This is a genomic window from Serratia quinivorans (genome assembly GCF_946227985.1).
GTDB classification, from domain to species: Bacteria; Pseudomonadota; Gammaproteobacteria; order Enterobacterales; family Enterobacteriaceae; genus Serratia; species Serratia quinivorans_A.
Map to the genome: position 1 here is coordinate 1 of NZ_CAMKGL010000020.1, position 25,317 is coordinate 25,317.

General features: G+C 56.6%; 26 protein-coding genes. 12 read left to right on the forward strand and 14 right to left on the reverse strand.

The features are described 5' to 3' along the window. Positions 1-128 precede the first annotated feature (128 nt). The 3 genes from OCH02_RS25110 to ypfH all read left to right on the forward strand — a co-directional run bounded on the left by OCH02_RS25110 (position 129) and on the right by ypfH (position 3,869). Positions 129-995 (forward strand): neutral zinc metallopeptidase, encoded by an 867-nt coding sequence (locus OCH02_RS25110; protein WP_261096658.1) that lies wholly within the window; start codon positions 129-131, stop codon positions 993-995. A 54-nt stretch (positions 996-1,049) separates the two neighbouring features. Further along, on the forward strand, positions 1,050-3,062 hold the full coding sequence (locus OCH02_RS25115) for a tRNA(Met) cytidine acetyltransferase TmcA (protein ID WP_261433538.1): 2,013 nt from the start codon (positions 1,050-1,052) through the stop codon (positions 3,060-3,062). Positions 3,063-3,179: 117 nt separating this feature from the next. Next, positions 3,180-3,869: an esterase gene (ypfH, locus tag OCH02_RS25120; RefSeq protein WP_261433539.1), complete on the forward strand. Its 690-nt coding sequence runs from the start codon at positions 3,180-3,182 to the stop codon at positions 3,867-3,869. A gap of 28 nt (positions 3,870-3,897) precedes the next feature. On the opposite strand, the gene OCH02_RS25125 is transcribed toward ypfH, so the two are convergent. The 4 genes from OCH02_RS25125 to OCH02_RS25140 are packed head-to-tail and all read right to left on the reverse strand — an operon-like array spanning position 3,898 to position 6,246. Continuing rightward, positions 3,898-4,083 carry a YpfN family protein gene (locus tag OCH02_RS25125; protein ID WP_261433541.1) on the reverse strand — a complete coding sequence of 62 codons (186 nt, stop codon included), beginning with the start codon at positions 4,081-4,083 and terminating at the stop codon, positions 3,898-3,900. A gap of 2 nt (positions 4,084-4,085) precedes the next feature. Beyond that, a complete protein-coding gene (locus OCH02_RS25130) occupies positions 4,086-4,760 on the reverse strand; it encodes a M15 family metallopeptidase (protein ID WP_261433543.1) in 675 nt (224 codons plus the stop codon). Beyond that, a complete protein-coding gene (gene dapE, locus OCH02_RS25135; RefSeq protein ID WP_261433545.1) occupies positions 4,757-5,884 on the reverse strand; it encodes a succinyl-diaminopimelate desuccinylase in 1,128 nt (375 codons plus the stop codon). The genes OCH02_RS25130 and dapE overlap by 4 nt, the downstream gene beginning before the upstream one ends. After that, on the reverse strand, positions 5,881-6,246 hold the full coding sequence (locus OCH02_RS25140) for an ArsC family reductase (RefSeq protein ID WP_017893617.1): 366 nt from the start codon (positions 6,244-6,246) through the stop codon (positions 5,881-5,883). The genes dapE and OCH02_RS25140 overlap by 4 nt, the downstream gene beginning before the upstream one ends. 229 nt (positions 6,247-6,475) lie before the next feature. On the opposite strand from OCH02_RS25140, the gene OCH02_RS25145 reads away from it, so the two are divergent. After that, the gene (locus tag OCH02_RS25145) at positions 6,476-6,901 is read left to right on the forward strand and encodes a GNAT family N-acetyltransferase (RefSeq protein ID WP_261433546.1); all 426 of its coding nucleotides are present in this window, start codon (positions 6,476-6,478) and stop codon (positions 6,899-6,901) included. A gap of 15 nt (positions 6,902-6,916) precedes the next feature. Here the strand turns inward: OCH02_RS25145 and OCH02_RS25150 are convergent, their stop codons facing one another. From OCH02_RS25150 to OCH02_RS25175, 6 genes are all read right to left on the reverse strand, one after another. Continuing rightward, the gene (locus OCH02_RS25150; protein ID WP_261433547.1) at positions 6,917-7,522 is read right to left on the reverse strand and encodes a GNAT family N-acetyltransferase; all 606 of its coding nucleotides are present in this window, start codon (positions 7,520-7,522) and stop codon (positions 6,917-6,919) included. 24 nt (positions 7,523-7,546) lie between these two features. Beyond that, the gene (locus OCH02_RS25155) at positions 7,547-7,867 is read right to left on the reverse strand and encodes an isochorismate lyase (RefSeq protein ID WP_261433549.1); all 321 of its coding nucleotides are present in this window, start codon (positions 7,865-7,867) and stop codon (positions 7,547-7,549) included. A gap of 23 nt (positions 7,868-7,890) precedes the next feature. Beyond that, positions 7,891-8,322, reverse strand: a complete 432-nt coding sequence (locus OCH02_RS25160; protein WP_261433550.1) for a GNAT family N-acetyltransferase — start codon at positions 8,320-8,322, stop codon at positions 7,891-7,893. 11 nt (positions 8,323-8,333) lie between these two features. Continuing rightward, the gene (locus OCH02_RS25165; protein ID WP_261433553.1) at positions 8,334-8,813 is read right to left on the reverse strand and encodes a tetratricopeptide repeat protein; all 480 of its coding nucleotides are present in this window, start codon (positions 8,811-8,813) and stop codon (positions 8,334-8,336) included. A 131-nt stretch (positions 8,814-8,944) separates the two neighbouring features. Next, positions 8,945-11,116 (reverse strand): TonB-dependent siderophore receptor, encoded by a 2,172-nt coding sequence (locus tag OCH02_RS25170; RefSeq protein WP_261433557.1) that lies wholly within the window; start codon positions 11,114-11,116, stop codon positions 8,945-8,947. 8 nt (positions 11,117-11,124) lie between these two features. Further along, positions 11,125-12,195: a YncE family protein gene (locus OCH02_RS25175; protein WP_261433558.1), complete on the reverse strand. Its 1,071-nt coding sequence runs from the start codon at positions 12,193-12,195 to the stop codon at positions 11,125-11,127. 339 nt (positions 12,196-12,534) lie between these two features. Between OCH02_RS25175 and ypfM the strand changes: the two genes are divergently transcribed. After that, a complete protein-coding gene (gene ypfM, locus OCH02_RS25180) occupies positions 12,535-12,594 on the forward strand; it encodes a protein YpfM (RefSeq protein ID WP_112349006.1) in 60 nt (19 codons plus the stop codon). Between the two features lie 120 nt (positions 12,595-12,714). On the opposite strand, the gene acrD is transcribed toward ypfM, so the two are convergent. Next, on the reverse strand, positions 12,715-15,852 hold the full coding sequence (gene acrD / locus OCH02_RS25185) for a multidrug efflux RND transporter permease AcrD (RefSeq protein WP_261433559.1): 3,138 nt from the start codon (positions 15,850-15,852) through the stop codon (positions 12,715-12,717). Positions 15,853-16,133: 281 nt separating this feature from the next. Between acrD and OCH02_RS25190 the strand changes: the two genes are divergently transcribed. Further along, positions 16,134-16,412, forward strand: coding sequence for a helix-turn-helix domain-containing protein (locus OCH02_RS25190; protein ID WP_261433560.1), 279 nt, complete (start codon positions 16,134-16,136; stop codon positions 16,410-16,412). A gap of 26 nt (positions 16,413-16,438) precedes the next feature. Here OCH02_RS25190 and OCH02_RS25195 read toward each other — a convergent pair whose 3' ends face one another. Both OCH02_RS25195 and narQ read right to left on the reverse strand, forming a co-directional pair. Continuing rightward, entirely contained in the window at positions 16,439-17,071 is a 633-nt protein-coding gene (locus OCH02_RS25195) for a response regulator (RefSeq protein ID WP_261433561.1), read from the reverse strand. A 162-nt stretch (positions 17,072-17,233) separates the two neighbouring features. Next, a complete protein-coding gene (gene narQ, locus OCH02_RS25200) occupies positions 17,234-18,916 on the reverse strand; it encodes a nitrate/nitrite two-component system sensor histidine kinase NarQ (protein WP_261433562.1) in 1,683 nt (560 codons plus the stop codon). A gap of 424 nt (positions 18,917-19,340) precedes the next feature. Here narQ and napF point away from each other — a divergent pair, with 424 nt between their 5' ends. From napF to nudK, 6 genes are all read left to right on the forward strand, one after another. Beyond that, positions 19,341-19,838 (forward strand): ferredoxin-type protein NapF, encoded by a 498-nt coding sequence (napF, locus tag OCH02_RS25205; protein WP_261433563.1) that lies wholly within the window; start codon positions 19,341-19,343, stop codon positions 19,836-19,838. Continuing rightward, a complete protein-coding gene (napD, locus tag OCH02_RS25210) occupies positions 19,828-20,094 on the forward strand; it encodes a chaperone NapD (RefSeq protein ID WP_261433564.1) in 267 nt (88 codons plus the stop codon). Before napF ends, napD begins: the two co-directional genes overlap by 11 nt. After that, on the forward strand, positions 20,091-22,577 hold the full coding sequence (napA, locus tag OCH02_RS25215) for a nitrate reductase catalytic subunit NapA (protein WP_261433566.1): 2,487 nt from the start codon (positions 20,091-20,093) through the stop codon (positions 22,575-22,577). Before napD ends, napA begins: the two co-directional genes overlap by 4 nt. Before the next feature lie 55 nt (positions 22,578-22,632). Beyond that, on the forward strand, positions 22,633-23,082 hold the full coding sequence (gene napB / locus OCH02_RS25220; RefSeq protein ID WP_135317501.1) for a nitrate reductase cytochrome c-type subunit: 450 nt from the start codon (positions 22,633-22,635) through the stop codon (positions 23,080-23,082). A gap of 11 nt (positions 23,083-23,093) precedes the next feature. After that, positions 23,094-23,711, forward strand: a complete 618-nt coding sequence (napC, locus tag OCH02_RS25225) for a cytochrome c-type protein NapC (RefSeq protein WP_261423070.1) — start codon at positions 23,094-23,096, stop codon at positions 23,709-23,711. A 131-nt stretch (positions 23,712-23,842) separates the two neighbouring features. Beyond that, entirely contained in the window at positions 23,843-24,418 is a 576-nt protein-coding gene (nudK, locus tag OCH02_RS25230) for a GDP-mannose pyrophosphatase NudK (protein WP_261412022.1), read from the forward strand. A 68-nt stretch (positions 24,419-24,486) separates the two neighbouring features. On the opposite strand, the gene OCH02_RS25235 is transcribed toward nudK, so the two are convergent. Further along, a partial coding sequence (locus OCH02_RS25235; protein WP_315899250.1) for a transketolase-like TK C-terminal-containing protein occupies positions 24,487-25,317 on the reverse strand: 831 nt, incomplete at its 5' end.

The following is a 25,317-nucleotide window of genomic DNA, read 5'->3' on the forward strand; positions in this document are numbered from 1 at the left end:
ACTCCGCGCTGAATTATCAGACGCCGTCTGAATTTGCGGCGGCCTGGAGAAAGGGTAATTCTGATAGTGAAGGATCCGACATTACTAAGTGAGCGTTGTATCTAATCCTGGGGGCAGGTCATTTACTTATGCGTTGGCAAGGGCGTCGGGAAAGTGACAATGTTGAGGATCGTCGCGGGCAGTCTTCAGGTCTGGGTGGCGGTGGTGGCGGTTTCCGCGTGCCACGTGGCAAAGGCGGTATCGTTATTCTGGTGGTGGTGTTGGTGGCCGGTTATTACGGTGTCGATCTTTCACCGCTGTTGAACGGCGGGGACGTTAGCCCGCAAACTCAGCAACAGAGCGCCAGCATCAGTCCAAAAGACGATGAACTGGCCAAATTTACCTCGGTGGTACTGGCTTCTACCGAAGATAACTGGAAAGAAGTTTTCCAGCGCATGGGTAAAACCTATCAGCCACCCAAGTTGGTGATGTATCGCGGCGTAACGCGTACCAGCTGCGGCACCGGTCAGGCGGCGATGGGGCCATTCTATTGTCCGGGCGACAAAACGGTGTATATCGACCTGTCATTCTATCAGGATATGAAAACCAAACTGGGTGCCGGCGGTGACTTTGCCCAGGCCTATGTGGTGGCGCACGAGGTGGGTCACCATGTGCAGAACCTGTTGGGCATTGAGCCTAAAGTGCGTCAAATGCAGCAGGGTGCCAGTCAGGCAGAAGTGAATCGTCTGTCGGTGAAAATGGAACTGCAGGCGGACTGCTTTGCCGGCGTGTGGGGCAAATATGCCGAGAAGCAACAGATGCTGGAAGAGGGCGACCTGCAGGCGGCATTAAACGCTGCGCAGGCGATCGGCGACGATCGTTTGCAGCAACAAGGGCAGGGGCGCGTAGTACCGGACAGCTTCACCCACGGTACTTCGCAGCAGCGCTACACCTGGTTTAAACAGGGCTTCGACAGCGGTGACCCCAACACCTGCAATACCTTCGCATCCCGTTAACATGCATGCCGGAGCCTGACTCCGGCATTTTTTTAGCTCTGGGTCTGGATACTGATGTTACAGGCAATGCAACAACTTATGCAGCAGCAGGGCATCAGACGCCTGCTGGTGCTCAGTGGCGAGCCGCAATGGTGTCGCCAGCAAGCACACCGCCTGGCGACAACCCTGCCGGGTGACTGGCCGTGGGTGGGGGAAAACCCGCCCAGCGGCATGCAGTCGCTGGCCAGTAGTGCGGTACGGACATTGCTGGGGCAGGAACGATTACATGCGGTGTATGACGCGACCGATGGTGTTGATGTTGAAGCGCTGGCCGCGCTGGCCGGTACGCTGCGAGCCGGCAGTTGGTTGTTGCTGTTAACGCCACCCTGGCAGTCCTGGCACCAACAGCCGGATAGCGACAGCCTGCGCTGGAGCGATTGCCCACAGCCGATCACTACCCCGAACTTCATTCACCATCTGCAGCAACACCTGGTAGCGGACAGCGAAGCCACGCTCTGGCGACAGGATGAGCCGCTGACGTTGGCACCTTTGCCAGTACGCCCGCAGTGGCAAGCGCCAAATGGCCAACCGACTTTCGAGCAGCAAGCATTGTTGACGCAATTACTCGGCGCTGAGCCAGGCGTTTGGGTGCTGACCGCCGCCCGTGGGCGCGGCAAGTCAACGCTGGCGGGGATGCTGGTGGCCAACACGCCGCTCACTTGCTGGCTCACCGGACCAAGCCGAGCGGCTACCGAAGTCGCTGGTGAATGGGCGCAGGGTCGCGCGCAATTCTGGGCACCGGACGCACTACTGGCCCATTGTCGCGAACATGATGTCAGCGACGTGGGCTGGCTGTTGGTCGACGAGGCGGCGACGATCCCCGGCCCGTTATTACAGCAGTTGGTTAACCATTTCCCCCGCATTCTGCTAACGACCACGGTACAGGGCTATGAAGGCACTGGCCGGGGTTTCTTGCTCAAGTTTTGCGCCGGGCTGCCTGAGTTTCAGCCGCTGGAGCTGCAGCAACCCATGCGTTGGGCGCCGGGTGATGCGCTGGAGCGTGTCATCGATAACGCGCTGTTGTTCAACGAACTCCCGCCGTGGCAGGCGACGGATAAGCGCGTCAGTATCAGTGGCGCTGAACAAAAGGCGCTGTGCGCCGATCCTCAACGATTAAGGCGTTTTTACGCCCTGTTGAGCAGCGCCCATTACCGGACTTCACCGCTCGATTTACGGCGGTTGATGGATGCACCGGGGATGCATTTTGGCCTGGCGCAGGTTGAAGAAGAAGTCGTCGGCGCGTTGTGGCTGGTAGACGAAGGCGGGCTGAGTGCCGAACTGGCGCACGAGGTCTGGGCCGGCAGGCGGCGACCGCGTGGCAACCTGGTGGCTCAATCGCTGGCGGCACACGGTGGCCAGTGGTGGGCACCGACGCTGCGTTCGAGGCGCATTACCCGAATTGCGGTATTGCCCACTATGCGTCAGCAGGGCATCGCCCGCCGCCTGATCGAGCAGCAGCGTCAGCAGGCACAGGGGTTGGATTACCTTTCGGTCAGCTTTGGTTACACCGAGCCGCTGTGGCGCTTTTGGCAGTCCTGTGGCTTTGAGCTGGCGCGCATTGGCAGCAAGATCGAAGCCAGCAGCGGTTGCTACAGCGTCATGGCCATTCTGCCATTAAGCGAGCAGGGTGAGGCGCTGCGTCATGCGGCGCACAAGCATCTGGCACGTGATTGGCGCTGGTTGCAGCCGCGCATCGATCTGCAACTGGAAATCACCGGTGACGACGGCGACACCCGGCTGGGCGAGGACGACTGGCGTGAACTGGCCGGTTTTGCCTTCGCCCACCGGCCGTTGGAGGCCAGTCTGGGGGCGCTGCAACGTTTACTGTTAGCCAGCGCTTTGCCGCTGCCCGCACTGCGGCTGCATCTGCAACAGCAAACGACGTCGGCGGGTTGCGTGGAGCTACTTGGCTTCAGCGGCCAGAAAGCCTTGCTGCGTCGCTGGCGACAAGAGACGGGAATGGCGCTTGAACAGCTCGATGCGCAGCATTGTCTACGCTGGCGCGACTGGTCGCAGTCATTGCAATAAATTGAAGATGTTGCTCAATAAAACCCGATTTTCCTGAATTCTCAGCGGCGTATAGTAGCTGACAGGAACCCGGGCAGCTGGCGCCGGGCAGAATTTGATCAACACGAGGAGTCACCGATGAAACATGAGCATTTTGTTGTACAGAGCCCGGCAACCCCGGCTGCGCAGCTGATCCTGCTGTTTCACGGTGTTGGCGATACCCCGGTGGCGATGGGCGAGATTGGCCGCTATTTCGCCAAAGACTTCCCGCAGGCGCAGGTTGTCAGCATTGGTGGCCCTTTTGCCTTCGGTAACGGTGGCGGTCGCCAGTGGTTTTCGGTGCAGGATGTGACCGAAGAAAATCGCGCCGGGCGCATTGCTGAAGTGATGCCGAAGTTTATCGAAACCGTGCGTTACTGGCAGCAGCAAAGCGGCGTGAATGATGCCGGTACCGCGCTGGTCGGTTTTTCTCAGGGCTCAATCATGGCGCTGGAAGCCTTGAAAGTTGAACCCAGGCTGGCCGGCCGCATCGTGGCTTTCAGCGGGCGCTTTGCCGGCTTGCCTGATAAAGCGTTCGGTGACAGCGTGGTGCATTTGATCCACGGCGAACAGGATGCGGTGATTGCGGTGCAACATGCCAGAGCGGCAGCTGAGCGGCTGCAGGCTATCGGCGTCGATTTCACGCTGGACGTGGAGGAAGACGTGGGGCATGCCATCAATCAGGGCATGATGAATGACGCTCTGGAACGGCTGCATTACTACGTCCCGCAACGCTACTGGGACGAAGCGATGTTTGGCAAGCGCGGCGATTTGGTGGCTTTTAAATAAACTTCAGGGCGCTCAATGCGCCCTGAAATCATTTTTTCTTCGGCCAGTCGTCGTCGGCGTCCCACTCGGCGTTGTTATCGCGGTGCGGTGGCAGCTCCGGCTTATCGGCCAGATAGCGTTTGACGTCAACGCGGCGTAGCTCTTTGATCCCGCTGATAATCATCCCGACCAGGATCAGCAGGATAACCCACCAATAATCTGCTAACCATTCCATATTCACTCCTTTCCTTCAGGGCGTATAAAACGCGAAAATAGCGATGGCAAATGCTCTTCAAGCCATTGGACACCGGCGACGTCCTTATTTTTCCAGGCCGCCAGCAGCAGCTCCGGCGTCAGCAGATGCTCGGCTTCAAGCGCCAGCGGACGGTAGCTTAGATGCCAGGGTTCTACCGCCACGCCATCACCCTCTTCGGTGAACGGCCGGTAAAAGCCAAATTCGGCCATATGTTCCGTCATCCACTGATTGAGTGGATAAAAATAGCCACCTTGCTCGTATTCCCAGGGCTCCAGTTGCAGTTTTTGCCCGGCAGGCAAGAGCGAAGGATCGTAGACATCCAGATCGCTGCCCCAGTGATGGCGACTGGCGCCCGGCAAGGCCGACCAGCGCAGGATCGCTTCGCAACGTTCGCCGGTGGACAGCAGCGCGATGTCGATTGGCTGACTGTCCTTATCTAATACTGGGCGCTCGCCGCAGAATTTTCCATTCCAGATCGCCTGTTGCCGGCCAAAATCACGAAATGTGCTGGCGGGCTGCAGATCGAAACCCGCCTCCAGTGCCGCCTGTTGCATGGCGAGGAATGCAGCCACGGCGGTGGGCTGCAGCCGGTGGTTACCGCTCAGCGGTGCCAGATGCTCGGTTGAGCACCCGGTCAACATTTCCGGTGTGATCATGCGACCAATTGCTCCATGATGCGCTGATACATGCGGCTCAGTAGTTGCAAATCGGCCGCGTGAACGCATTCGTTGACCTTATGGATAGTCGCGTTGACGGGCCCCAGCTCAACCACCTGCGCGCCCATCTGGGCGATAAAGCGGCCGTCTGAGGTGCCCCCGGTGGTCAGCAACTGCGGCGTCAGCTCAGAGTAGTGTTCGACGGCGTTAACCACCGCATCCACCAGCGCGCCGCGCGCGGTCAGGAAGGGTTGGCCCGACAGACGCCATTCGATGCTGTAGTTCAACTGATGGCGCTCAAGCAGTTCTTCTACGCGCTGTTTGATCGTCGCGTCGGTCGATTCGGTACTAAAGCGGAAGTTGAACTGAACGAACATCTCGCCCGGGATCACGTTGTTGCTGCCGGTACCGGCCTGCACGTTAGCAATCTGCATGCTGGTCGGCGGGAAGAATTCATTGCCGTGGTCCCACTCGATCGCCACCAGCTCATTGAGGGCCGGCATGGCGCGGTGCACCGGGTTATCCGCCAGATGTGGATAGGCAACGTGGCCCTGAATGCCGTGAATGTGCAGGTTGGCGGTGATCGAGCCGCGACGCCCGTTCTTCACCACGTCGCCGACGCGTTCGGTACTGGACGGCTCACCGACCAGGCAATAATCCAGGCGTTCATTGCGCGCCATCAGCGCTTCCACCACTTTCACCGTGCCATGGGTCGCGCTGGCTTCTTCATCGGAGGTGATCAGGAATGCCAAACGGCCCTGATGATGCGGGTTGGCCGCGACGAAACGTTCGGCTGCCACGACCATTGCCGCCAGTGAGCCTTTCATGTCTGCCGCACCACGGCCATACAGCATGCCGTCGCGGATGGTCGGCTCAAACGGCGGGTTGTCCCAGCGTTTTTCGTCGCCGGTTGGCACGACGTCGGTGTGGCCGGCAAACGCCAGGGTTTGGCCTTCGCCACGCCAGGCCCAGAAATTCAGGGTATCGCCGAAAGGCATTGGTTCAACGGTAAAACCAATGGCTTTCAGACGTTCAATCATCAGTGCCTGACAGCCTTCATCGTGCGGGCTGAGCGACGGGCGTTTGATCAGCTGTTGAGCCAGTTCGATAACCGGGCAAGTCATGCTGCCACCTCGGAAATAAATTGCTGGTAACCTTCGGCGCTGAAGCCGAGCAGGGCGTGTCCGTTGCCGTCGTCCAGCAGTGGGCGTTTGATGATTGCCGGCTGCGCCAGCATCAGCGCGATGGCGGCATCGGCATTGTTGCAGGCGGTGCGCTGCGCTTCATCCAGCTTGCGCCAGGTGGTACCGCGAGTATTGAGCAGCGGTTCCCAACCGAGACGTTCGACAAAGCCGCGCAGTTGCTGTTCGTCCAGCCCGTCGGCGCGGTAGTCGTGAAATTGATAAGCCACACCCTGTTCTTCCAGCCAGCGGCGCGCTTTTTTGATGGTGTCACAATTTTTGATGCCGTACATGGTCAACGTCATGGAGTAAGAACCTTCTCTGCAACCTGACACCGGCGCGTGGGGCCGGTGGTAAACCGCCGGTGGCGGTGAAATAAATGCCAGCGACCAGCATGCCGAAAAATGGCGGGGAGTTCCACCGTACAATGGTCTGAAAGGCCGGGGAAAGCTGAAAAAATGCCGTTCGCGTTTATTGCGGTGTTTTTTTGCTAATCTCGATGTGCTACTCAGTTACCCTACATAGAAGAAGACCATGGAAAATTACCGAATTGAAATCACCGAAAGCGGCATTGACGAAATAGAAGCGCTGATTGCAGAAGGGCTGAATCAATATAACGATGAAGTGACCGGCACCAACGATCGTCGCCCGTTAGCGGTAGTGGTGAGGGACCCGAACAGCGGCGAGGTGCTGGGCGGGATTAGCGGGCGTTCATCGTTGGGCATGCTGTTTGTCGATCTGTTCCATCTGCCAAAATCGCTGCGTGGCTCAGGATTGGGCAGTGAGTTGCTGCGTCGTTTTGAATTGGAAGGGCGACGCAGGGGCTGCGTTTCTGCCGTGTTGTACACCATCAGCTTTCAGGCCCCCACGTTTTATGAGTTGAACGGCTGGGCGCGTTTTGGTGAGGTACCCTGTCTGCCGGCAGGCACCAGCCGAGTCTTTATGATGAAGACGCTGTAGATTACTGGCCGGAAATTATTCTCTGGCCTGACGTAATTTATAACTCAGGCTTTTTTTCACCATCGGCCATTCGTGGTCGATGATGGAAAAAACTACCGTATCTCGATAGCTGCCATCCGCATTTTTCTGGTGATTCCTCAGTACGCCGTCCTGCTTGGCCCCCAGGCGCGCGATAGCTGCTCTGGAAACGTGATTATGCCAATGGGTGCGAAACTCAACGGCAATCACCGCCAGAGATTCAAACAGATAACCGAGCAGCAACAGTTTGCATTCGGTGTTGACGGCGGTTTTCTGATGGCTTTTGGCATACCAGGTATAGCCAATTTCAACACGACGATTTTGCCCGTCAGCATGACAAACCCGGGTGGTTCCGATGATTTTTTGCGTGGCGTTGTGGACAACAGCAAACGGCAATGCCCGCCCGGCAAGCTGCTCACTTAAAGCCTGGTCGATATAGTCTTCCACGCTGTCTTCAGTGGGCACCGAAGTAAACCAAAGCTCCCAGAGGCTCCCGTCTGTAGCCGCTTCAACCAGCTGTGGCGCATGTTTTTTACGTAACGGAATAAGGCTGATACTTTCGCTTTTCAGTTCGGTTTCTACCAGCCAGGATGAGTCAGACATATTTTTCAGGTTCCCTTGTTGGATTCACTTTTCGCCCTGAGCCTGGGACCAATGTTTCATTTCTTCGCTGATAAAATAATTGACCAGGTCGCGATACATTTTTTCTATCACCTCCGGATTTAAACCTTGCTCATCGGCCCAGACTCGTCTTTGCAATAGCATGGCCTCAAAGCGCTCTTTGGCGCGCACCGCATCGGGGCTGGTCTTGAATTTGGCTGCCGCCTGTACGTAGGCGAAGCGCCGGGCGATCAGCTTAATGATGTTTTCATCCATCATGTCTATTTCAGCGCGAATATCATTCATGTCCGCACAGTCCTGCGGAGACAGCCGATTTTTAATGTGCAATGGGGAATTCCCTTAAGGTTTTTTCAGCGGACATAACCATTCCGCTGCAGGCGTTCCAAAGCCGCGCTGTCGGCATAGACCATGCCGGTGGTCAGCTCACGGAAGTGATATTTTTTGTAGAATTCCAGCTTGTCGGGCACCGAGTAGATAAACACTTTGCCGAGCGGGGCCAGATCCTGCATCACCCGATCCATCAATTGACGTCCCAATCCCCGGCCCTGAAAATCCGGATGCAGAGCTACGTCGGCCAGATAGGCAACCGAAGTCATGTCGCTAATGGCATGGGCGGTGGCGATCAACTGGCCATCCAGGTAGCCCCAGTAGCAAAATTGACTGTGCTGATAAACGCGCTGCAATACCTGCGGATCGCGTTGGCCCAATCCGGCGGTTTCCAGTAGCCCGGCCAACTGCAGCCAGTCGACGCCGTAGCGATTCGGGTCAGTCACTATTTCCATATCGACCTCGCTTAGCCAATCCGATCCAGATCGGCGGCGTATTGCCGGATCGCACGCTGGTAGCTGCTGATGTCGCTATGCGAGGAGGTTTCCGCCAGCAGCAACAGTAAATCTGCGACCGCTTGTTTGGTTTCGCCCAGGTTGTACAGCGTCATGGCGCGGAACAGGGTAAGTTCTTTGGCCTGAGGGAACTCGCTCAACCCGTCGTCGAAGGCGGCCAGCGATTGTTGGTACAGGCCGAGCGCCCGGTAGGTACTGCCCAGGCCAAGCCAGGCTTCCTGCCGTAGCGTCGCCGGCAAATTGCGCGCCAGCGCAGCGAGGTAGCAGGGAATGGCCTGCTGCTCAAGCCCCTGTACGTCATACAGGCAAGCCAATTGGTAGTGCAACCCGGCGGCTTCCGGTTGCAGCAGTAACTGTTGTTGCGCCAGTTCGGTCGCTTCCTGATAGCGGCCCAACTCTTTCAATTGTTCGACGGTCAGCGTAGGAGACATCACATGGCCTTGGGTGAGTAGGGGTTTTGTATCTTTTGCACGCTACTACGGAAGAATTCATCGCACAAGGGATAAGGCATTACAGGGGGAAGGTTGGCCCCGCGATCCGGGGCCAGTTTTACTGCGGATGGTCAGAACTCGTGTTTGAGCGTCAGCATGAAGTTACGCGGTTCGCCATAGTTACGGGTACTGTAGAAATTAACCTGCGAGTAGTATTTCTGGTCGAAAACGTTGTTCAGGTTAAGTTGCACCGAGGTCTGCGGCGTCAGCCTGTAACGTGCCATCGCATCGACCAGAACGTAAGATCCTTGTTCGGCTTTACGATTGACCATTTCGCCATTTTGGGCTCCGTTGACGTTGGCGTAAACGCTGCTCTGCCAGCGTGCACCGCCGCCCAGAGTCAGGTCGCGCAAGGCGCCCGTCAATTGGTAGGTGGTGAACAGGTTAATGCGCGTGCGCGGCTGCTCGGTGTTGAGATCGACCTTATCCTTGTCTTTCAGCGAGAAGTGCGTGATGCCAAACTGCGCGTTCCAGCCCTGGGCCAGTTCGCCGTTCAGTTCGAACTCAATACCCTTGCTGGTGGCACCCTGGCTCTCATGATAGGTCTGTTGCAACCAGTCCAGATTGGCGGTGTCTTCGTCCAGCACCCCCAGCTTGTCCTGCGTGATGCGAAATGCCGACAGCGACAGATTGAGCCTGTCATTGAGCAATGCGGCTTTGATACCCACCTCTTTGTTCACCCCTTCGATCGGTGCCAGATAGTGGCCGCTGCTGTCGAGCAGATTCTGATCCTTGAATATGTCGGTGTAGCTGGCATAAGCAGAGATCTGATCGGTCAGCTTATAGACCGTGCCGACAAACGGCGTGATCTTGTTTGCGGTGGTGGTCGTGGTGTTTTTAAAGCTGTTGAAGCGGGCACCGAGCACCAGATCCAGCCGGTCGGTTAGCGAAAAGTCAGCGCTGCTGTAGAAGCCAATTTGCCGCGTACGGTAATCCATCTGTGGCATTTTGTCCGACCACTCGGGTTCGCCCAGGCCACCGTTCCAATCCAGTAAGCTGCCGCTAAACAACTGTGAGGCACTGGCACTACGATAGGTGCTGTAACTGTGCTGCCAGGCGGAGGAACTGCCCACCACAAATTTGTGGTTGCGGCCCAGCAGGCTGAAATCACCGTTCAATTTCAGATCTACCGCATGCTGATCGCGGTAACCCTCATAACGCGCGGCATAAGGGCTTGAAGGTTTCACCGCCCAGGTATCGGGATCGATCAGCTCACCAAGGCTCATCGCCATTTTGGCATCGAAAGCCTGACGGCTATGCGTGTAGTTAGCCACGCCTTTCCAGTCGTTATCGAACTGGTGCTCCAGCGTCGCGAACTGGGTGCTGAGTGTGGTATCCCAGCTCGACCAGTCAGAGGCGCCACTGTAGTGGCGATCCCAATTGATCTCGCTGCCGTCGCTGAACCAGCCGGTCGGCAGGGCACCGCCCCAGGTGGAGGCTTTAGGCCGGTTCTGCTGATAATCGGCCCCCAGGCGCAGCAGGGTATCGCGGGTCAGATCGGCTTCCAGCGTGCCATAGATAGTGCCTTTGCGTTCCTGATGCCGGTCCATAAACGAGTGGCTGCGTTCGCCGGCGGCAGCGACGCGCACCCGGACGGTGCCATCGTCATTGAGCGGCGTGCCGACATCGACCGTAGTGCGGTAATGATCCCAGGAACCGGCGGAGAGTTCGACGCGGGCAAAAGGCGAAAGGCTGGAGGCTTTCTTTCTCACCAGGTTGATGGCCGCCCCCGGATTACCGACCCCGTTCAGTAAACCGGCGGCACCTCTGACGATTTCGACATGATCGAGCGTGATCGAGTCAATTTCTGACTCACCGCCGGAATAGCCGGAGTCAAAGAAGGTGGGAACGCCATCGTATTGATAATTATCGACGCTAAAACCGCGGTAATTGAACGAGGAGCGTTCGCTATCGTAGTTACTCTCACTGACGCCGGTGGACCAGCGCAGAATATCCTTTAGCGAATAAGCGTTGATATCGTCAATTTGCTGACGGGTGATGACAGAAACCGACTGCGGCGTATCCTTGATGCTCAGCGGCAAGCCGGTCGCGGTGGTCATCTGGCTGGTGGTGTAGGAGCCGGTGTTCTCGGTGCTGCCGTCATCGCTGAACGGTGAAGCGACCACCTCCAGGGTTTCTTCTTTTTGGGTGCGAGCGGTCTGCTCATTGCCTGCCGCCTGCGCCATCATCACAGGAAGGCACAGCAGTGCGCCACCGGAGAGGCGAATCATAAAACTCGTCATTACCTGCCTCATAGTTCGCCGAGATTAATCTTGAGCAGATAATCCTGCTTCTTCTCCATCTCTTCCTTGGACTGCTTGATGCTGGCAAAGAGGGCATTGCCGTCCGCAGAAAGGGCCAGGCTGTTAGGCAGTGCGGTGGTGGCGATGCTGTTTTTGACCTGGTAGCTATTGCTGTCCACGATGCTGATGCGTTTGGCCTCGCGGTGAGTGATGTAGATTTCGCTGCGGGCCGGGTTGAACAGCACCGCCAGCGAGTTGATCACCTCAATCTGGTGCAGGATTTTGCCGCTGTTGATATCGACAACCAGCACCTTCGGCAAGTCAGGATCGGTGAGGAAGGCACGGCCGGTTTTGCTGTCCAGGCTGATGTTCAAGAAGAAGTGTTTTTTAGCGGGCTCCACCACCAGACGCTTGAGGATTTTATGGCTGTTGATGTCCAGGGTAATGAGCTCACCGCCGCCATTAACGCAGTAGATATGGCCACGTTCGGTGTCCAGAGCAAGACCGGTGGGGTATTCGCCGACGTTGCTGAGGGTGGCGATCTTTTCCCGTTTGGCGGTATCGATCACCCACAGTACGCCTTTCTTCGACGTGCCAGAGACATACAAACGCTGATTTTTCTTATCGAGCACCATTTCACGCGTTGGGATGAATTGGTCATCTTTCACACTTTCACTGAGCTGGACAGTAGCGAGTTCTTTACCACTCTGGGTATCGATCATCGTTACGGAACCGTCCAGGGTGTTGCCGATGTACAAAACATGGCGTTCTTCATCCAGCGCGGTGGCAAAGGCACGGCGTTGGGTAACGATCTTTCCCTCCGTGGCCAGCGTGGCCGGATTGATACGATAGACAATACCGCTGTTTTTACCTTTGGCGAATGAAGGGGTAGAGGCGGCAAACAGGGTGTTGTTTTGGCCATCAAAGGCCAGCTCATACAGGCCGTATCCCACCGGTTTGGTTTGGAAATGGCTTTCTGGCAGCTCAGCGGCCAGCGTTGAGCAAGACAGCAGCAGCATGGCGGAGGTCAGGGTGCTGAAAGAGAAACCTTTGCCTGGGGTGAACAGGGACAACTTCATATACATTCCTTTACATCAATTTACAATTTAAGAATGCTAATGATATTGATAATTAATATCAATATCATTTTTAAATCATATGAAGTTATTGGTGTCGACCTTGGCTGAGCGGCTGGCTGCCAGGGGAATGGCCCACAGCGGCAGATTTAGATCTTTTAAGTGCGTTGTTTGGTGGATTAATAACGGAAGGGAATAGTCGGGATTCGCCATTGATCAGATAAATACGAAAATGTGCACTATCCCCGGTTTTCGCGGGTGGCATCGTTCCCGACGCTCTTCACTTGCTCAAAAAACAGGCGTAGAATTCGCTTCGTCTATTAATTGAGGTTGTAAATTATTATGGTTGATCGTGAGTTGGGAAACTGGAAAGACTTCATCGAAGAGATGTTAGGCAACTGACACTGCGTTGAGGTTGATAACAAGGTTGGTTTATTTGTCCGTGATTAAAGCACCCTGGGAACGAAACGCTCGTTCGAGATAAAGCAGCATCGGTTTCCCGACGCTGCTTTTTTTTACCTGCTATTGCGCGCTGTCTTGCGCTTTGGCGGTTGCTGCCGTCTTACCAGGGAAGCGGCGGCGAACCAGCACAAAGAACAGCGGGACGAAGTAAATTGCCAGCAGGGTGGCGGAAATCATACCGCCCATTACCCCGGTACCCACCGCATGCTGGCTGCCTGAGCCGGCCCCACTGCTGATGGTCATCGGCAGCACGCCGAAGATAAAGGCCAGCGAGGTCATCAAAATCGGCCGCAGACGCATGCGCGAGGCTTCCAGGGTGGCCGACATCAAATCCTGGCCTTTATGGTTTAGCTCGTTGGCGAATTCGACGATCAAAATGGCGTTTTTCGCCGACAGTCCGATGATGGTCAGCATCCCGACCTGGAAGTAAACGTCATTCTCCAGCCCGCGTAGCCAGGTGGCGGCAACGGCACCAATCAGGCCCAGTGGCACTACCAGCATCACCGAGAAGGGAATCGACCAGCTCTCATACAGCGCTGCCAGACACAGGAACACCACCAACAGAGAAATGGCATACAGCGCCGGTGCCTGCGAGCCGGACAGGCGCTCCTGGTAGGACATGGCTGTCCATTCCAGACCGAAACCGGTCGGTAACTGGCTGACAATTTTTTCCATTTCGGCCATGGCAGCACCGCTGCTGACGCCTTCTGCCGCTTCACCAACAATCTCCAGCGCCGAGCTGCCGTTATAGCGTTCCAGACGTGGAGAGCCATATTCCCAATGGGAGGTGGCAAAGGCGGTGAACGGCACCATGCCGCCCGCGCTGTTGCGCACGAACCATTTATCAATGTCGCCAGGCAGCATGCGGAACGGTGCGGCGGCCTGCACATAGACTTTTTTCACCCGACCGCGGTCGACGAAGTCGTTAACGTAGGTTGAGCCCCAGGCAGTCGACAGCGTGTTATTGATGTCATCAATTGAAACACCCAGCGCCTGGGCCTTGCGTTGGTCAATATCAATCTGCAACTGCGGGCTGTCATCCAGGCCATTGTGGCGCACGCGTGACAGCAGCGGGTTAGCGGCGGCCAGTTGCAGCAGTTGATCGCGTGCCGCCATCAGTTTGTCGTGCCCCAGGCCGGCGTGATCTTCGAGTTCCATATCGAAGCCGGAAGAGTTGCCCAGACCGGTAATCGCCGGTGGACTGCTGGCAATCACCCGCGCCTCGATAATCTGGTTAAATTCTTTGGTGGCGCGATCGATGATATCGAATGAGCTGTTGGCACCGGAGGTACGCAAATCCCAGTCTTTCAAGCGAATAAACATGCGTGCCACGTTCTGCCCGTTCCCGCCGGGACCGGCACCAATGGTGGAGAACACGGACAGCACGTCCTGTTTTTCTTTGGTCAGGAAATAGTGTTCAACTTTCTCCACCACTTTGGTGGTCTGCTGCAGGGTTGATCCCGGCGGCAACTGCACCTGCACGGTGAATACCCCACGGTCTTCCTGCGGCAGGAATGAGGTTGGCAACTTGATAAACAGTAACGCCATACCGCCGAGCAACAGCAGGTAAATCACCATATAACGAACGCTGGAGTGCAGCACCCGTGCCACGCCGCGCTCGTAGCGGTCGGCGTTGCGGTTGAACATGCGGTTGAACCAGCCGAAGAAGCCACGTTTGCCGTGATGGTGGCCTTTGGCAATCGGTTTGAGCAGGGTGGCGCACAGGGCAGGGGTCAGGATCATCGCCACCAACACCGACAGCACCATGGCAGAAACAATGGTGATCGAGAACTGGCGGTAAATAGCACCGGTGGTGCCGCCGAAGAACGCCATCGGGATAAACACCGCCGACAACACCATGGCGATGCCGACCAGCGCACTCTGGATCTGCCCCATGGATTTGCGTGTGGCATCCCTGGGCGACAGGCCTTCTTCGCTCATCACGCGCTCGACGTTTTCCACTACCACGATGGCGTCATCCACCAATAACCCGATGGCCAGCACCATGGCGAACATGGTCAGGGTGTTGATACTGAATCCGCAGGCCGAAAGAATGGCGAAGGTGCCCATCAACACTACCGGCACGGCGATGGTCGGGATCAGCGTGGCGCGGAAGTTCTGCAAGAACAGGTACATCACCAGGAATACCAGCAAAATGGCTTCCAGCAGGGTTTTTACCACGTCTTTGATTGAGGCCTTCACGAACGGGGTGGTTTCATAGGCGACCTTCGCCTCCAGTCCGTGCGGGAAATACTGAGACAACTGGGCGATTTTGTCTTTCACCAACTGGTCGGTTTGCAGTTCGTTGGCACCGGAGGCCAACTTGATGTTCATGCCGGCGGCTTGCATGCCGTTATAGCGGCTGAGATAGTCATAGTTCTCGCCGCCCAGCTCAATGGTGGAAACATCACCCAATGTCACCAGTGAACCGTCCTGATTGACCCGCAAGGTGATTTGTTTGAACTGTTCCGGCGTTTGCAACTGAGACTGTGCGTTAATGGTGGCGTTAAGCGCCTGTTTATCAACGGAGGGCGTACCGCCGAGCTGGCCGACCGCGACCTGGGCGTTCTGCGATTTGATCGCGCTGACGACGTCCTGAGTGGTGAGTTGGTAGCTATTGAGTTTGTTGGGATCGAGCCAGATGCGCATGGCGTATTGCGAACCGTAAACGTCCATACTGCCCACGCCGTTGATGCGGCTGAGCGGATCCTGCAGGTTGGAAACGATATAATCGGCAATGTCCTGCTTGTCCATGCTGCCGTCGGTGGAGACAAAGGCCACCATCATCAGCGTGGTATCACCGGATTTCGACACCGTGACGCCCTGGGTCTGCACGGCCTGCGGTAGCCGCTTAATTGCCGCCTGCAGTTGGTTTTGTACCTGCTGCATCGCCTCGTTAGGGTCGGTACCGGCCTCAAAGGTCAGCGTCACCGTGGCCCGTCCGGTATTGGTGCTCTGCGACGACATATACATCATGTTGTCCAGGCCCGTCATGTTTTGTTCGATAATCTGGGTGACGGTGTTTTCCAGCGTCTGTGCCGAAGCGCCGGGGTAGGTGGCGCTAATGCGAACGTTCGGCGGGGCCAGGTTCGGGTATTGTTCCACCGGTAAGGAAGAAATCGCCAACGCGCCGGTCAGGCAAAGAATAATTGCCAGAACCCAGGCGAAAATCGGGCGATCAATAAAAAAATTGGCCATGCAGCGCGAACCTCGTTATGACTTGTTCTATCTTTAAGACGCATCGGAATTGCGTTTCTCAGTGGCTGGGAAGGATTCCGGCACTAATGCACTTTACGCGTGAAGGGGGAATAAAGCGTGGAGAAAAAAAGGAGATAATGTAAATAACGGTAGAAGAAACCCCCTATTACGCCGTCATTACCGTTAACGTCGCGATTAAGACAATTTAATGACAATCAAGGGCCTGAGTATTCGGGCTTGTCAAAAAATAATCAGGACTCACTTTAATGCAGGAGCAAGGCATGGAAATTAACCCGGTATTTGCCCGTCGTCTTTATCTGTGCTGGCTGATTAGCCACAGCGAACGGCCAAACGTCCCGCATCTGATGGAGCTGACAGGCTGGCCGCGCCGTACCCTGCAAGACGTGTTGAAAGCCTTGCCCGGTATGGGGGTAGAATTGCAGTTTATTCAGCAGGGCGTACGAAATAACGACGGTTTCTATCAGTTGGAAAACTGGGGCCCGATCAACAAGGGCTGGGTTAATCAGCATCATCAGACGCTGCTCGCCGCCATCGAATAAAGCCTCCCCGGCACGCCGGGGAAGGATTATTGACTCTTGTGCTCCAGGTACATCACCGTGGCCGCCACGCGTGAACGTACATCCAGTTTGCGCAGCATATTGCGAATATGCACTTTCACGGTCTCTTCAGAAATGTGCAGCTGCGCCGCTACCTGCTTATTGGACAGCCCACGCGCCACTTCCTGCAGCACGTCCAGCTCGCGTTCGGTCAGTTCGGCAAAGGGGTCGTGTTGTTCAGTACGGGATGACAAATAGTCCGCTACCGCGTCGCTGATCACGTTCTGGCCTTCCGCTGCTGCGCGAATGTGCTCCAGCAATTGTTCCGGTTCGCTGTCTTTTAGCAGGTAGCCGTCGGCACCGGCGTCGATCAACGCGTACACGTCGTTGCGAGAGTCCGATACCGTCAGCACGATAATACGGGCATCCACACCTTCATTACGCAGCGCTTTCAGCGTGTCCAGACCGGACAAACCTTTCATATTCAGATCGAGCAGGATCACGTCCGGCGTGTGCTGCAGCGCGAGCGCAATGGCTTCGTTGCCGCTGCTGGCTTCGGCCAGCACGTTAAACAGCGGATCCAGCCCCAGCAATTGCTTGATGCCGCGGCGCATCAGCGGGTGGTCGTCGACGATCATCACTCGGTAATTCTTCATCACCATGAAATATGCTCCCTGTAGCGAGTAAAGCCACTCAAACGCGCCGTGCAGCACGCTTCACAGTGGGACAGACTCTTATAAAATAGTGGCGATTGGCGCCTCAAACATCCTGAAATAGACCGTTAGACTCAGCTAAACCGTAACGAAGGGTAAACAGTCCTGATTTTATGGCGGGAATGTCAGGCGGACTTCCGTGCCGTCCGGCTCACCCCGCTGGATGCGCAGCGTTCCTCCCAGTCGCGCAGCGCGCTCGCTCATGATGGTCAGACCATAGTGACCTTCAGGTTCATTCAGGCTGGCGATGCCGCAACCGTCGTCAGCAATGCTGATGCAGTTATCGCCCTCGGCCGTCATTTCGCAGCGAATCACGATTTCTTGTGCTTCGGCATGTTTGATGGCGTTAAGCACCGCTTCGCGCACAATCTGTAGCGCATGCACCTGCTGCTGGGCATTGAGCGCCTGGGAAGAAAGCCGACAGTGTAACTGAATCCGCGCGCCGGTAAGAACCTTTAATGGCGCCAGCAACTGGCGCAGTGCGGTGTTCAAATCGGCCTCCTGAATGTTCAGGCGGAAGGTGGTCAGCAGCTCGCGCAGTTGGCGATAGGCGTCGGCCAGCGCCTGGTCAAAATCGGTAATAATCTCTTGTGCTTCAGGGGGGCTGTCCGCCAGTGTACGTTTGAGCAGGGTTAGCTGAATACGCAAAAACGACAGCGCCTGTGCCAGAGAATCGTGCAGTTCGCGGGCGATGGTGGCACGTTCTTCCATCAGCAAAAATTGCATATGTTGTTTTTGCGCGCGGTTAAAATAGATCCCCCGGCTCAGCATATTGGCCACGCTCTGCATCAGGTGCGGATGTGGTGGCTGTTCCTTTTGCTGCCAGCTCAGTTCACCCAGAGGTTTATCGCCCTGGACGATGGCCAGCGATTGCCACGCCAACGTTGCCGAGGCGCTGCCGCTGTGCAATTGCCATTCGCTGAGGCTGTCAGCCACCTTTAGCCGGATGCAGTGCAAATCTTCGCTTTGGCGCACAATATGCAGGATTTGTTCGAACGCCTGCTGGTCTATCTGCCGCACGCTCAGCGCTTGCGAGCAGGTATACAGCACTTCCAGCGTCTTGTTCGCCTGCTGCAGACGCTGGGTTTTCTCCCGCACTTTCTGTTCCAGCGACTGATATAACTTGGCCAGATCGCCTGACATGGCGGTGAAGGCCTGAGACAAAACGCCCAGCTCATTCGGCAGGGTGATATCCAGTGGCGGATGGTTAAAGTCCCGCTGTTGCATGCGCTGGCTGGCATCCACCAGGTGTTTTAGCGGCGCTACTACCTGACGGCGCATAAAACGGATGCAAAACAGCACCAGACCGATGATGGCGATAAAGCCCAGTACGCTGATAGCCGCCACTATGGTCAGTTTCAGCTCGGAATAACGCTGTAGCGCCAACACAAAATGGTCAATCTGGTTAACATAGCCGGCGATATTGGCCTGATAGTCGGCCGACTGGCCAGCCCGGATCTGCTGTGCCAAGGGTTGCCAGGCATGCTGCAGAGACAGGTACTTTTCCCGCACCTCCGCAGGCACGTAAAAACGATCCAGCTTCTGCAGCGCCGGGGCCTGCAGGGATTGCTGATACTGTAATAGATGCTGTTCCAGCTCCGGAGCCGGGCCAGTGAGATCGTAGGCCAGTCGGTAGCTCTGCATGCGCAGCGAACCGGCAATGTTGACCGCTTCGGCGTCGCGCAGGCTGTCAGCCACGGTGGTCAGCGCCAGCCCGGTGGAGAGCACGGACAAAATCACAATGCAAAACAGCGCCTTGGCCAGGCTGCTGGTCACTGAACGTTTAACAAGCAATCATGCATCCTTTTCTCGCGTGCGATGAGTATCGCCGGGTTTCATTCGAAAGCAAAACTATAAGTATTGCAACTAAAATGCGTAGCCTTTGCATTAAATTGGCCTGCCTCACCACAAAATGCAGACGCTATATAATCAATTAGATAGCGGGAGAGTGGAAATTGCAGGGTTAAAATTCTGCCCCGTCGGTAATTGATTGATCTGGCGCAAACTACCCCCGCATTTACCCCTTTAGAGTGATTATATACCCCCCGAACTCGTCTTATCTTACCCCCGTGTTTATCAGGGTTTATGCCTGCCGTTTTTAATGTCTTTAACGACAACTGGAAACTCCTTGGTAACGACTACAATAACAATACAAAAACAGGTTCTATTTATTACTTATTACGCGCGGTGGCGTGTTTGCAATGTCGAGGAAAACAGCATGACCGTATTGTCACGGCGTAACCTGCTCGGTGGACAATGGCGTCAGCCAACCGCAGCGATCCGCCCCCCGTGGTCGCTGCAAGAATTCCTTTTTACTGCCGGTTGCACTCGCTGCCAGGCCTGCGTTCGCGCCTGCGAAACCGGGGTGCTGATGAGCGGCAGCGGCGGTTTTCCCGAAATTGATTTTCAACGAGCGGAATGCACCTTCTGCGGGCGTTGCGTGCAGGCCTGCGAAGAACCGCTATTTCGCCCGTTGGCAGAAACACCCTGGCAGCAATATGCGGTATTCGGTACCGCCTGTCTGGCGCAGCAGGGCGTGGAATGTCGCAGTTGCCAGGATAGCTGTGAGACCCAGGCGATCCGCTTTCGGCCCCGTTTGGGCGAAATGGCTCAACCGCTGCTGGAGGTCACTGCCTGCACCGGCTGTGGCGCCTGTGTCGCCGGTTGTCCGGCCGGAGCTGTCACCCTAACCCAGAGCGAAAATAATGATGAATAACGAATGGCACGTCAGCGGGCTGGTGGTGCAGGCTCGGCCGGAAAAAATTCCACGACTGGTCGCCGACTTGCTGGCGATAGCGGACACGGAAATCCCCGCCCAGGATCCGCAGCACGGCAAGCTGGTGGTAGTGATGCAGGCAGCTTGTTCCCATCAGCTGCTGGAGAAAATTGAGTCGGTACGCAATTTGGATGGCGTACTGGCGGTATCGCTGGTTTATCACCAGCAGGACACTCAAGGTGAGGTAACGCCATGAAACTCAGTCGTCGAGACTTCATGAAAGCAAACGCCGCGGTCGCCGCTGCGGCAGCCGCCGGGCTGACTATTCCCACGGTGGCGCAGGCGGTGGCAGGCAGCGCCGACTCTATCAAATGGGACAAAGCCCCCTGTCGTTTCTGCGGCACAGGCTGTGGCGTGCTGGTCGGTACCCAGAACGGCCGCGTTGTTGCCTCACAGGGCGATCCGGAAGCGGCGGTCAACCGAGGGTTGAGCTGCATCAAAGGCTATTTCCTGCCAAAGATCATGTACGGCAAAGATCGTCTGACTCAGCCACTGCTGCGCATGAAAGATGGCCAGTACCACAAGGAAGGCGAGTTCACGCCGGTCAGTTGGCCGCAGGCTTTCGACATTATGGCCGAAAAGTTCAAGCAGGCCCTGAAAGAGAAAGGCCCAGAGGCCGTTGGCATGTTCGGTTCCGGCCAGTGGACGGTGTGGGAGGGTTATGCCGCCGCCAAATTGCTCAAAGCCGGCCTGCGCTCCAATAATCTGGATCCGAACGCCCGTCACTGTATGGCGTCAGCGGTAGTGGGCTTTATGCGTACCTTCGGCATGGACGAGCCCATGGGCTGTTATGACGATATCGAGCAGGCCGATGCCTTTGTGCTGTGGGGCTCCAACATGGCGGAGATGCACCCGATCCTGTGGTCGCGCATCACCGATCGCCGCCTGAGCAATGAGAAGGTCAACGTATCGGTGTTGTCGACCTTTGAACACCGCAGCTTCGAACTGGCGGACAACGGCATGGTATTCACGCCGCAGACCGACCTGGCGATCATGAATTACATCGCTAATTACATCATTCAAAACAATGCGGTGGATCAGGACTTTCTGAATCGGCACGTCAACTTCCGCCGTGGAGCGACGGATATCGGTTACGGCCTGCGCCCAACCGACCCACTGGAAAAAGCGGCGAAAAATCCGGGCAGCGACGCTTCGGACCCGATGAGCTTCGAGGAATACAAAACCTTCGTAGCGGAATACACGCTGGAAAAAACGGCCAAAATGAGCGGCGTGCCGGAAGACCAACTGGAAGCACTGGCAAAACTGTATGCCGACCCGAACATCAAGGTGGTGTCGTACTGGACCATGGGCTTTAACCAGCACACGCGCGGCGTATGGGCCAACAACCTGTGCTACAACCTGCATCTTTTGACCGGCAAAATCTCCAAACCGGGCTGTGGGCCGTTCTCACTGACCGGCCAGCCCTCCGCCTGCGGCACCGCCCGTGAGGTGGGCACCTTTGCCCACCGTCTGCCGGCCGATATGGTGGTCACCAACGAAAAACATCGGCAGACGGCCGAGCAGAAATGGCAACTGCCGGCCGGCACCATTCCAGCCAAAGTCGGGCTGCATGCGGTAGCGCAGGATCGCGCGCTGAAAGACGGCACGCTGAACGCTTACTGGGTGATGTGTAACAACAACATGCAGGCCGGGCCAAATATCAATGAAGACCGGATGCCGGGCTGGCGCGATGCACGCAACTTTGTGGTGGTGTCGGATCCTTACCCGACCGTCAGCGCCCTGGCAGCCGACCTGATCCTGCCGACCGCCATGTGGGTGGAGAAAGAGGGGGCCTACGGTAATGCGGAGCGCCGCACTCAGTTTTGGCGTCAGCAGGTGAAAGCACCGGGCGAGGCCAAATCCGATCTGTGGCAGCTGGTGGAGTTCTCCAAACGCTTTAAGGTAGAAGAAGTGTGGCCGGCCGAATTATTGGCACAGAAACCGGAATATCGCGGCAAAACGCTGTACGACGTGCTGTTTGCCAACGGCGAGGTCAATAAATACCCGCTGACGGAGATCCCGGCGGATCAGCTTAACGATGAGGCACGCGACTTCGGTTTCTATCTGCAAAAAGGGCTGTTCGAAGAATATGCCGGTTTTGGTCGCGGTCATGGCCACGATCTGGCGCCGTTCGATAGCTATCACCAGGCTCGCGGTCTGCGCTGGCCGGTGGTGGAGGGTAAAGAAACGCTGTGGCGCTACCGCGAAGGCACTGACCCGTACGTTAAAGCCGGAGAAGAAGTGCGTTTCTACGGCAAGCCGGACGGCAAGGCGGTGATCTTCGCGCTGCCGTTCGAACCGGCGGCGGAAAGCCCGGATAAAGAATATGACCTTTGGTTATCCACCGGTCGGGTGCTGGAACATTGGCATACCGGTTCGATGACCCGCCGGGTACCCGAGCTGCATCGTGCCTTCCCGCAGGCGGTGGTGTTTATCCATCCGCTGGACGCCAAAAGCCGCAACCTGCGCCGTGGCGAGAAGGTCAGGGTGTTGTCGCGCCGTGGCGAATTGATCAGCACGGTCGAAACTCGCGGCCGCAACCGTCCGCCAAGGGGGCTGGTGTATATGCCGTTCTTTGATGCGGCGCAGCTGGTCAACAACCTGACGCTGGACGCCACCGATCCGCTTTCCAAAGAGGTCGACTTCAAGAAATGCGCGGTGAAGGTGGAGAAGGTGTGAGGCTGACAAATTGCGCGATGAACACCTCATTTAATGACCCGGGAGCCAAATAAAAATGAAAAGCCCTGTTGTGAAAAAGACGCTTGCCCTGTGGGTGACCTTGTTGTCGCTGGCCTTTGCCGGCCTGGCGTTTGCTGCCAGCGATGTCGATCTCAGTAAGTCTCCGGAAGTCTCTGCGACTGCCAGCGGGCCGATCTCGATGCCAAAGCAGCAGGAACGGATGGCGCTGAACTACGTCAATCAGCCGCCGATGATCCCGCATAGCGTGGATGGCTATCAGATCAGCAAGAACACCAACCGCTGCCTGCAGTGCCACGGCGTGGAACATTACCGCACCACCGGTGCGCCGCGTATCAGCCCGACGCATTTTATGGACCGGGACGGCAAGGTGCTGAGCGAAGTCGCGCCACGTCGCTATTTCTGTCTGCAGTGCCACGTACCGCAAACCGACGCGGCGCCGATTGTCGGCAATGATTTCCAGCCCATGCCGGGCTTTGGGCATTAAGCGGGGGAGCTATGAGCGAAGATAAACACACCACCACTGAGAAAAAGCCCGGCCGCCTGTTGCGGGTTTGGCGCTGGTGGCGCAGACCAAGTCGTCTGGCGCTGGGTACGCTGCTGTTGCTGGGTTTTGGCGCCGGCATCATCTTCTGGGGCGGTTTTAATACTGGCATGGAGGCGGCTAATACCGAACAGTTCTGTATCGGCTGTCATGAAATGCGCGAAAACGTCTATGAGGAATACATGGGCACGGTGCATTACAACAACCGCAGTGGCGTGCGCGCCACCTGTCCGGATTGCCACGTACCGCATGAGTGGGGGCCGAAAATGCTGCGCAAGATTAAGGCCAGCAAGGAGTTGTACGCCAAAGCGTTCGGGCTGATTGATACGCCACAGAAATTTGACCAGCATCGGCTAGCGATGGCGAGCAATGAATGGGCACGCATGAAGGCCAATGACTCGCAAGAGTGCCGCAACTGCCATAATTTTGAGTATATGGACTTTACCGCGCAAAAAACCGTGGCGGCGAAGATGCACGACAAGGCGATAACCGAAGGCAAAACCTGTATCGATTGCCACAAGGGTATCGCTCATAAGCTGCCGGATATGCGCGATGTACCCAACGGCTTCTAAATACTGTTGATGGTAAAAACCCCGTGGTTCTGTATGCGCTACGGGGTTTTTTGTTGCAAATCCGTTGTCACTTCGGCGCTTAATCGCGGTATCCTTTTTGCGTTTCAGCTAACGGAAAAGAAGAAGGGTTCATGTCAGCGAAAATTGAGAATGTGAAAAAAGAGCTGTTGTCGGATAACTGGTATGTGCTGCACAAATATACTTTTGATCTCAAGCGCAAGGATGGCGGTTCCGTTCAGCAGATGCGCGAAGTCTACGATCGCGGTAACGGGGCGACCATTTTGTTGTATAACCGCGCCAAGGGCACGGTGGTACTGACCAATCAATTCCGCATGCCGACCTATGTTAACGGCAATGAGAGCGGCATGCTGTTGGAGGCCTGTGCGGGCCTGCTGGATGCGGATTCGCCGGAACAGTGCGCGCGACGTGAAGCGGTGGAAGAAACCGGTTTTCAGGTCGGTGAGGTGAAGAAGGTTTTCGAAGCCTATATGTCGCCGGGTGGCGTGACCGAAATTATTCATTTCTTTATTGCCGAATACCATGACGACGAACGCCATGCGGCCGGCGGCGGTATCGAAGACGAAGATATTGAAGTGGTGGAACTGCCCTTCACCGAGGCGGTGGCGATGATCGCCGACGGGCGCATGAAAGACGGCAAGACCATTATGCTGCTGCAGTACCTGCAAATTCACCGCATTATGGAATAAAAAACCCGGCATCGCCGGGTTTTCGTCATCATGTTCAGGGCGCAGCCTGCGGCGCCCCTACTTACGGCTTATTTCAGCAGTGCCTGCGCCTTGGCCACCACGTTCTCCACGGTGAAACCAAACTCTTTGAACAGCTGCTCTGCCGGGGCAGACTCACCAAAGGTGGTCATGCCCACGATGGCGCCGTTCAGGCCAACATACTTGTACCAGTAATCCGCGATACCCGCTTCTACCGCCACACGTGCGCTCACCGCTGCCGGCAGCACGGATTCACGGTACGCCGCATCCTGCTTGTCGAACGCGTCGGTGGACGGCATGGAGACCACGCGCACCTTACGGCCCGCCGCGGTCAGCTGGTCTGCCGCTTCCACGGTGATACCCACTTCCGAACCGGTGGCAATCAGAATCACGTCCGGCGTACCGGCGCAGTCTTTCAGCACATAACCGCCACGGTAGACGTTGGCCAGTTGCTCTGCGCTACGCGGCTGCTGGGTCAGGTTCTGACGTGAGAAAATCAGCGTGGTCGGGCCGTCGTTGCGCTCGATGCCGTACTGCCAGGCCACCGCCGACTCCACCTGGTCACACGGACGCCAGGTGCTCATGTTCGGGGTCACGCGCAGGCTGGCCATCTGCTCAACCGGCTGGTGCGTCGGGCCGTCTTCGCCCAGACCGATGGAGTCATGGGTGTAGACGAACACGTTGCGGATTTTCATCAGCGCCGCCATACGCACCGCATTACGGGCGTATTCCACGAACATCAGGAAGGTCGCCGAGTACGGCAGGAAGCCGCCGTGCAGCGCGATGCCGTTGGTGATGGCGGTCATGCCGAACTCGCGCACGCCGTAGTGGATGTAGTTACCCGCCAGGTCAACGTTCAGCGGTTTCGAGCCGGACCACAT

Coding starts and splice junctions, on each gene's coding strand:
- OCH02_RS25110 (WP_261096658.1), top strand. CDS start 129: ATGCGTTGGCAAGGGCGTCGGGAAAGTGACAATGTTGAGGATCGTCGC.
- OCH02_RS25115 (WP_261433538.1), top strand. CDS start 1,050: ATGTTACAGGCAATGCAACAACTTATGCAGCAGCAGGGCATCAGACGC.
- ypfH (WP_261433539.1), top strand. CDS start 3,180: ATGAAACATGAGCATTTTGTTGTACAGAGCCCGGCAACCCCGGCTGCG.
- OCH02_RS25125 (WP_261433541.1), bottom strand. CDS start 4,083: ATGGAATGGTTAGCAGATTATTGGTGGGTTATCCTGCTGATCCTGGTC.
- OCH02_RS25130 (WP_261433543.1), bottom strand. CDS start 4,760: ATGATCACACCGGAAATGTTGACCGGGTGCTCAACCGAGCATCTGGCA.
- dapE (WP_261433545.1), bottom strand. CDS start 5,884: ATGACTTGCCCGGTTATCGAACTGGCTCAACAGCTGATCAAACGCCCG.
- OCH02_RS25140 (WP_017893617.1), bottom strand. CDS start 6,246: ATGACGTTGACCATGTACGGCATCAAAAATTGTGACACCATCAAAAAA.
- OCH02_RS25145 (WP_261433546.1), top strand. CDS start 6,476: ATGGAAAATTACCGAATTGAAATCACCGAAAGCGGCATTGACGAAATA.
- OCH02_RS25150 (WP_261433547.1), bottom strand. CDS start 7,522: ATGTCTGACTCATCCTGGCTGGTAGAAACCGAACTGAAAAGCGAAAGT.
- OCH02_RS25160 (WP_261433550.1), bottom strand. CDS start 8,322: ATGGAAATAGTGACTGACCCGAATCGCTACGGCGTCGACTGGCTGCAG.
- OCH02_RS25165 (WP_261433553.1), bottom strand. CDS start 8,813: ATGTCTCCTACGCTGACCGTCGAACAATTGAAAGAGTTGGGCCGCTAT.
- OCH02_RS25170 (WP_261433557.1), bottom strand. CDS start 11,116: ATGACGAGTTTTATGATTCGCCTCTCCGGTGGCGCACTGCTGTGCCTT.
- OCH02_RS25175 (WP_261433558.1), bottom strand. CDS start 12,195: ATGAAGTTGTCCCTGTTCACCCCAGGCAAAGGTTTCTCTTTCAGCACC.
- acrD (WP_261433559.1), bottom strand. CDS start 15,852: ATGGCCAATTTTTTTATTGATCGCCCGATTTTCGCCTGGGTTCTGGCA.
- OCH02_RS25190 (WP_261433560.1), top strand. CDS start 16,134: ATGGAAATTAACCCGGTATTTGCCCGTCGTCTTTATCTGTGCTGGCTG.
- OCH02_RS25195 (WP_261433561.1), bottom strand. CDS start 17,071: ATGGTGATGAAGAATTACCGAGTGATGATCGTCGACGACCACCCGCTG.
- napF (WP_261433563.1), top strand. CDS start 19,341: ATGACCGTATTGTCACGGCGTAACCTGCTCGGTGGACAATGGCGTCAG.
- napD (WP_261433564.1), top strand. CDS start 19,828: ATGATGAATAACGAATGGCACGTCAGCGGGCTGGTGGTGCAGGCTCGG.
- napA (WP_261433566.1), top strand. CDS start 20,091: ATGAAACTCAGTCGTCGAGACTTCATGAAAGCAAACGCCGCGGTCGCC.
- napB (WP_135317501.1), top strand. CDS start 22,633: ATGAAAAGCCCTGTTGTGAAAAAGACGCTTGCCCTGTGGGTGACCTTG.
- napC (WP_261423070.1), top strand. CDS start 23,094: ATGAGCGAAGATAAACACACCACCACTGAGAAAAAGCCCGGCCGCCTG.
- nudK (WP_261412022.1), top strand. CDS start 23,843: ATGTCAGCGAAAATTGAGAATGTGAAAAAAGAGCTGTTGTCGGATAAC.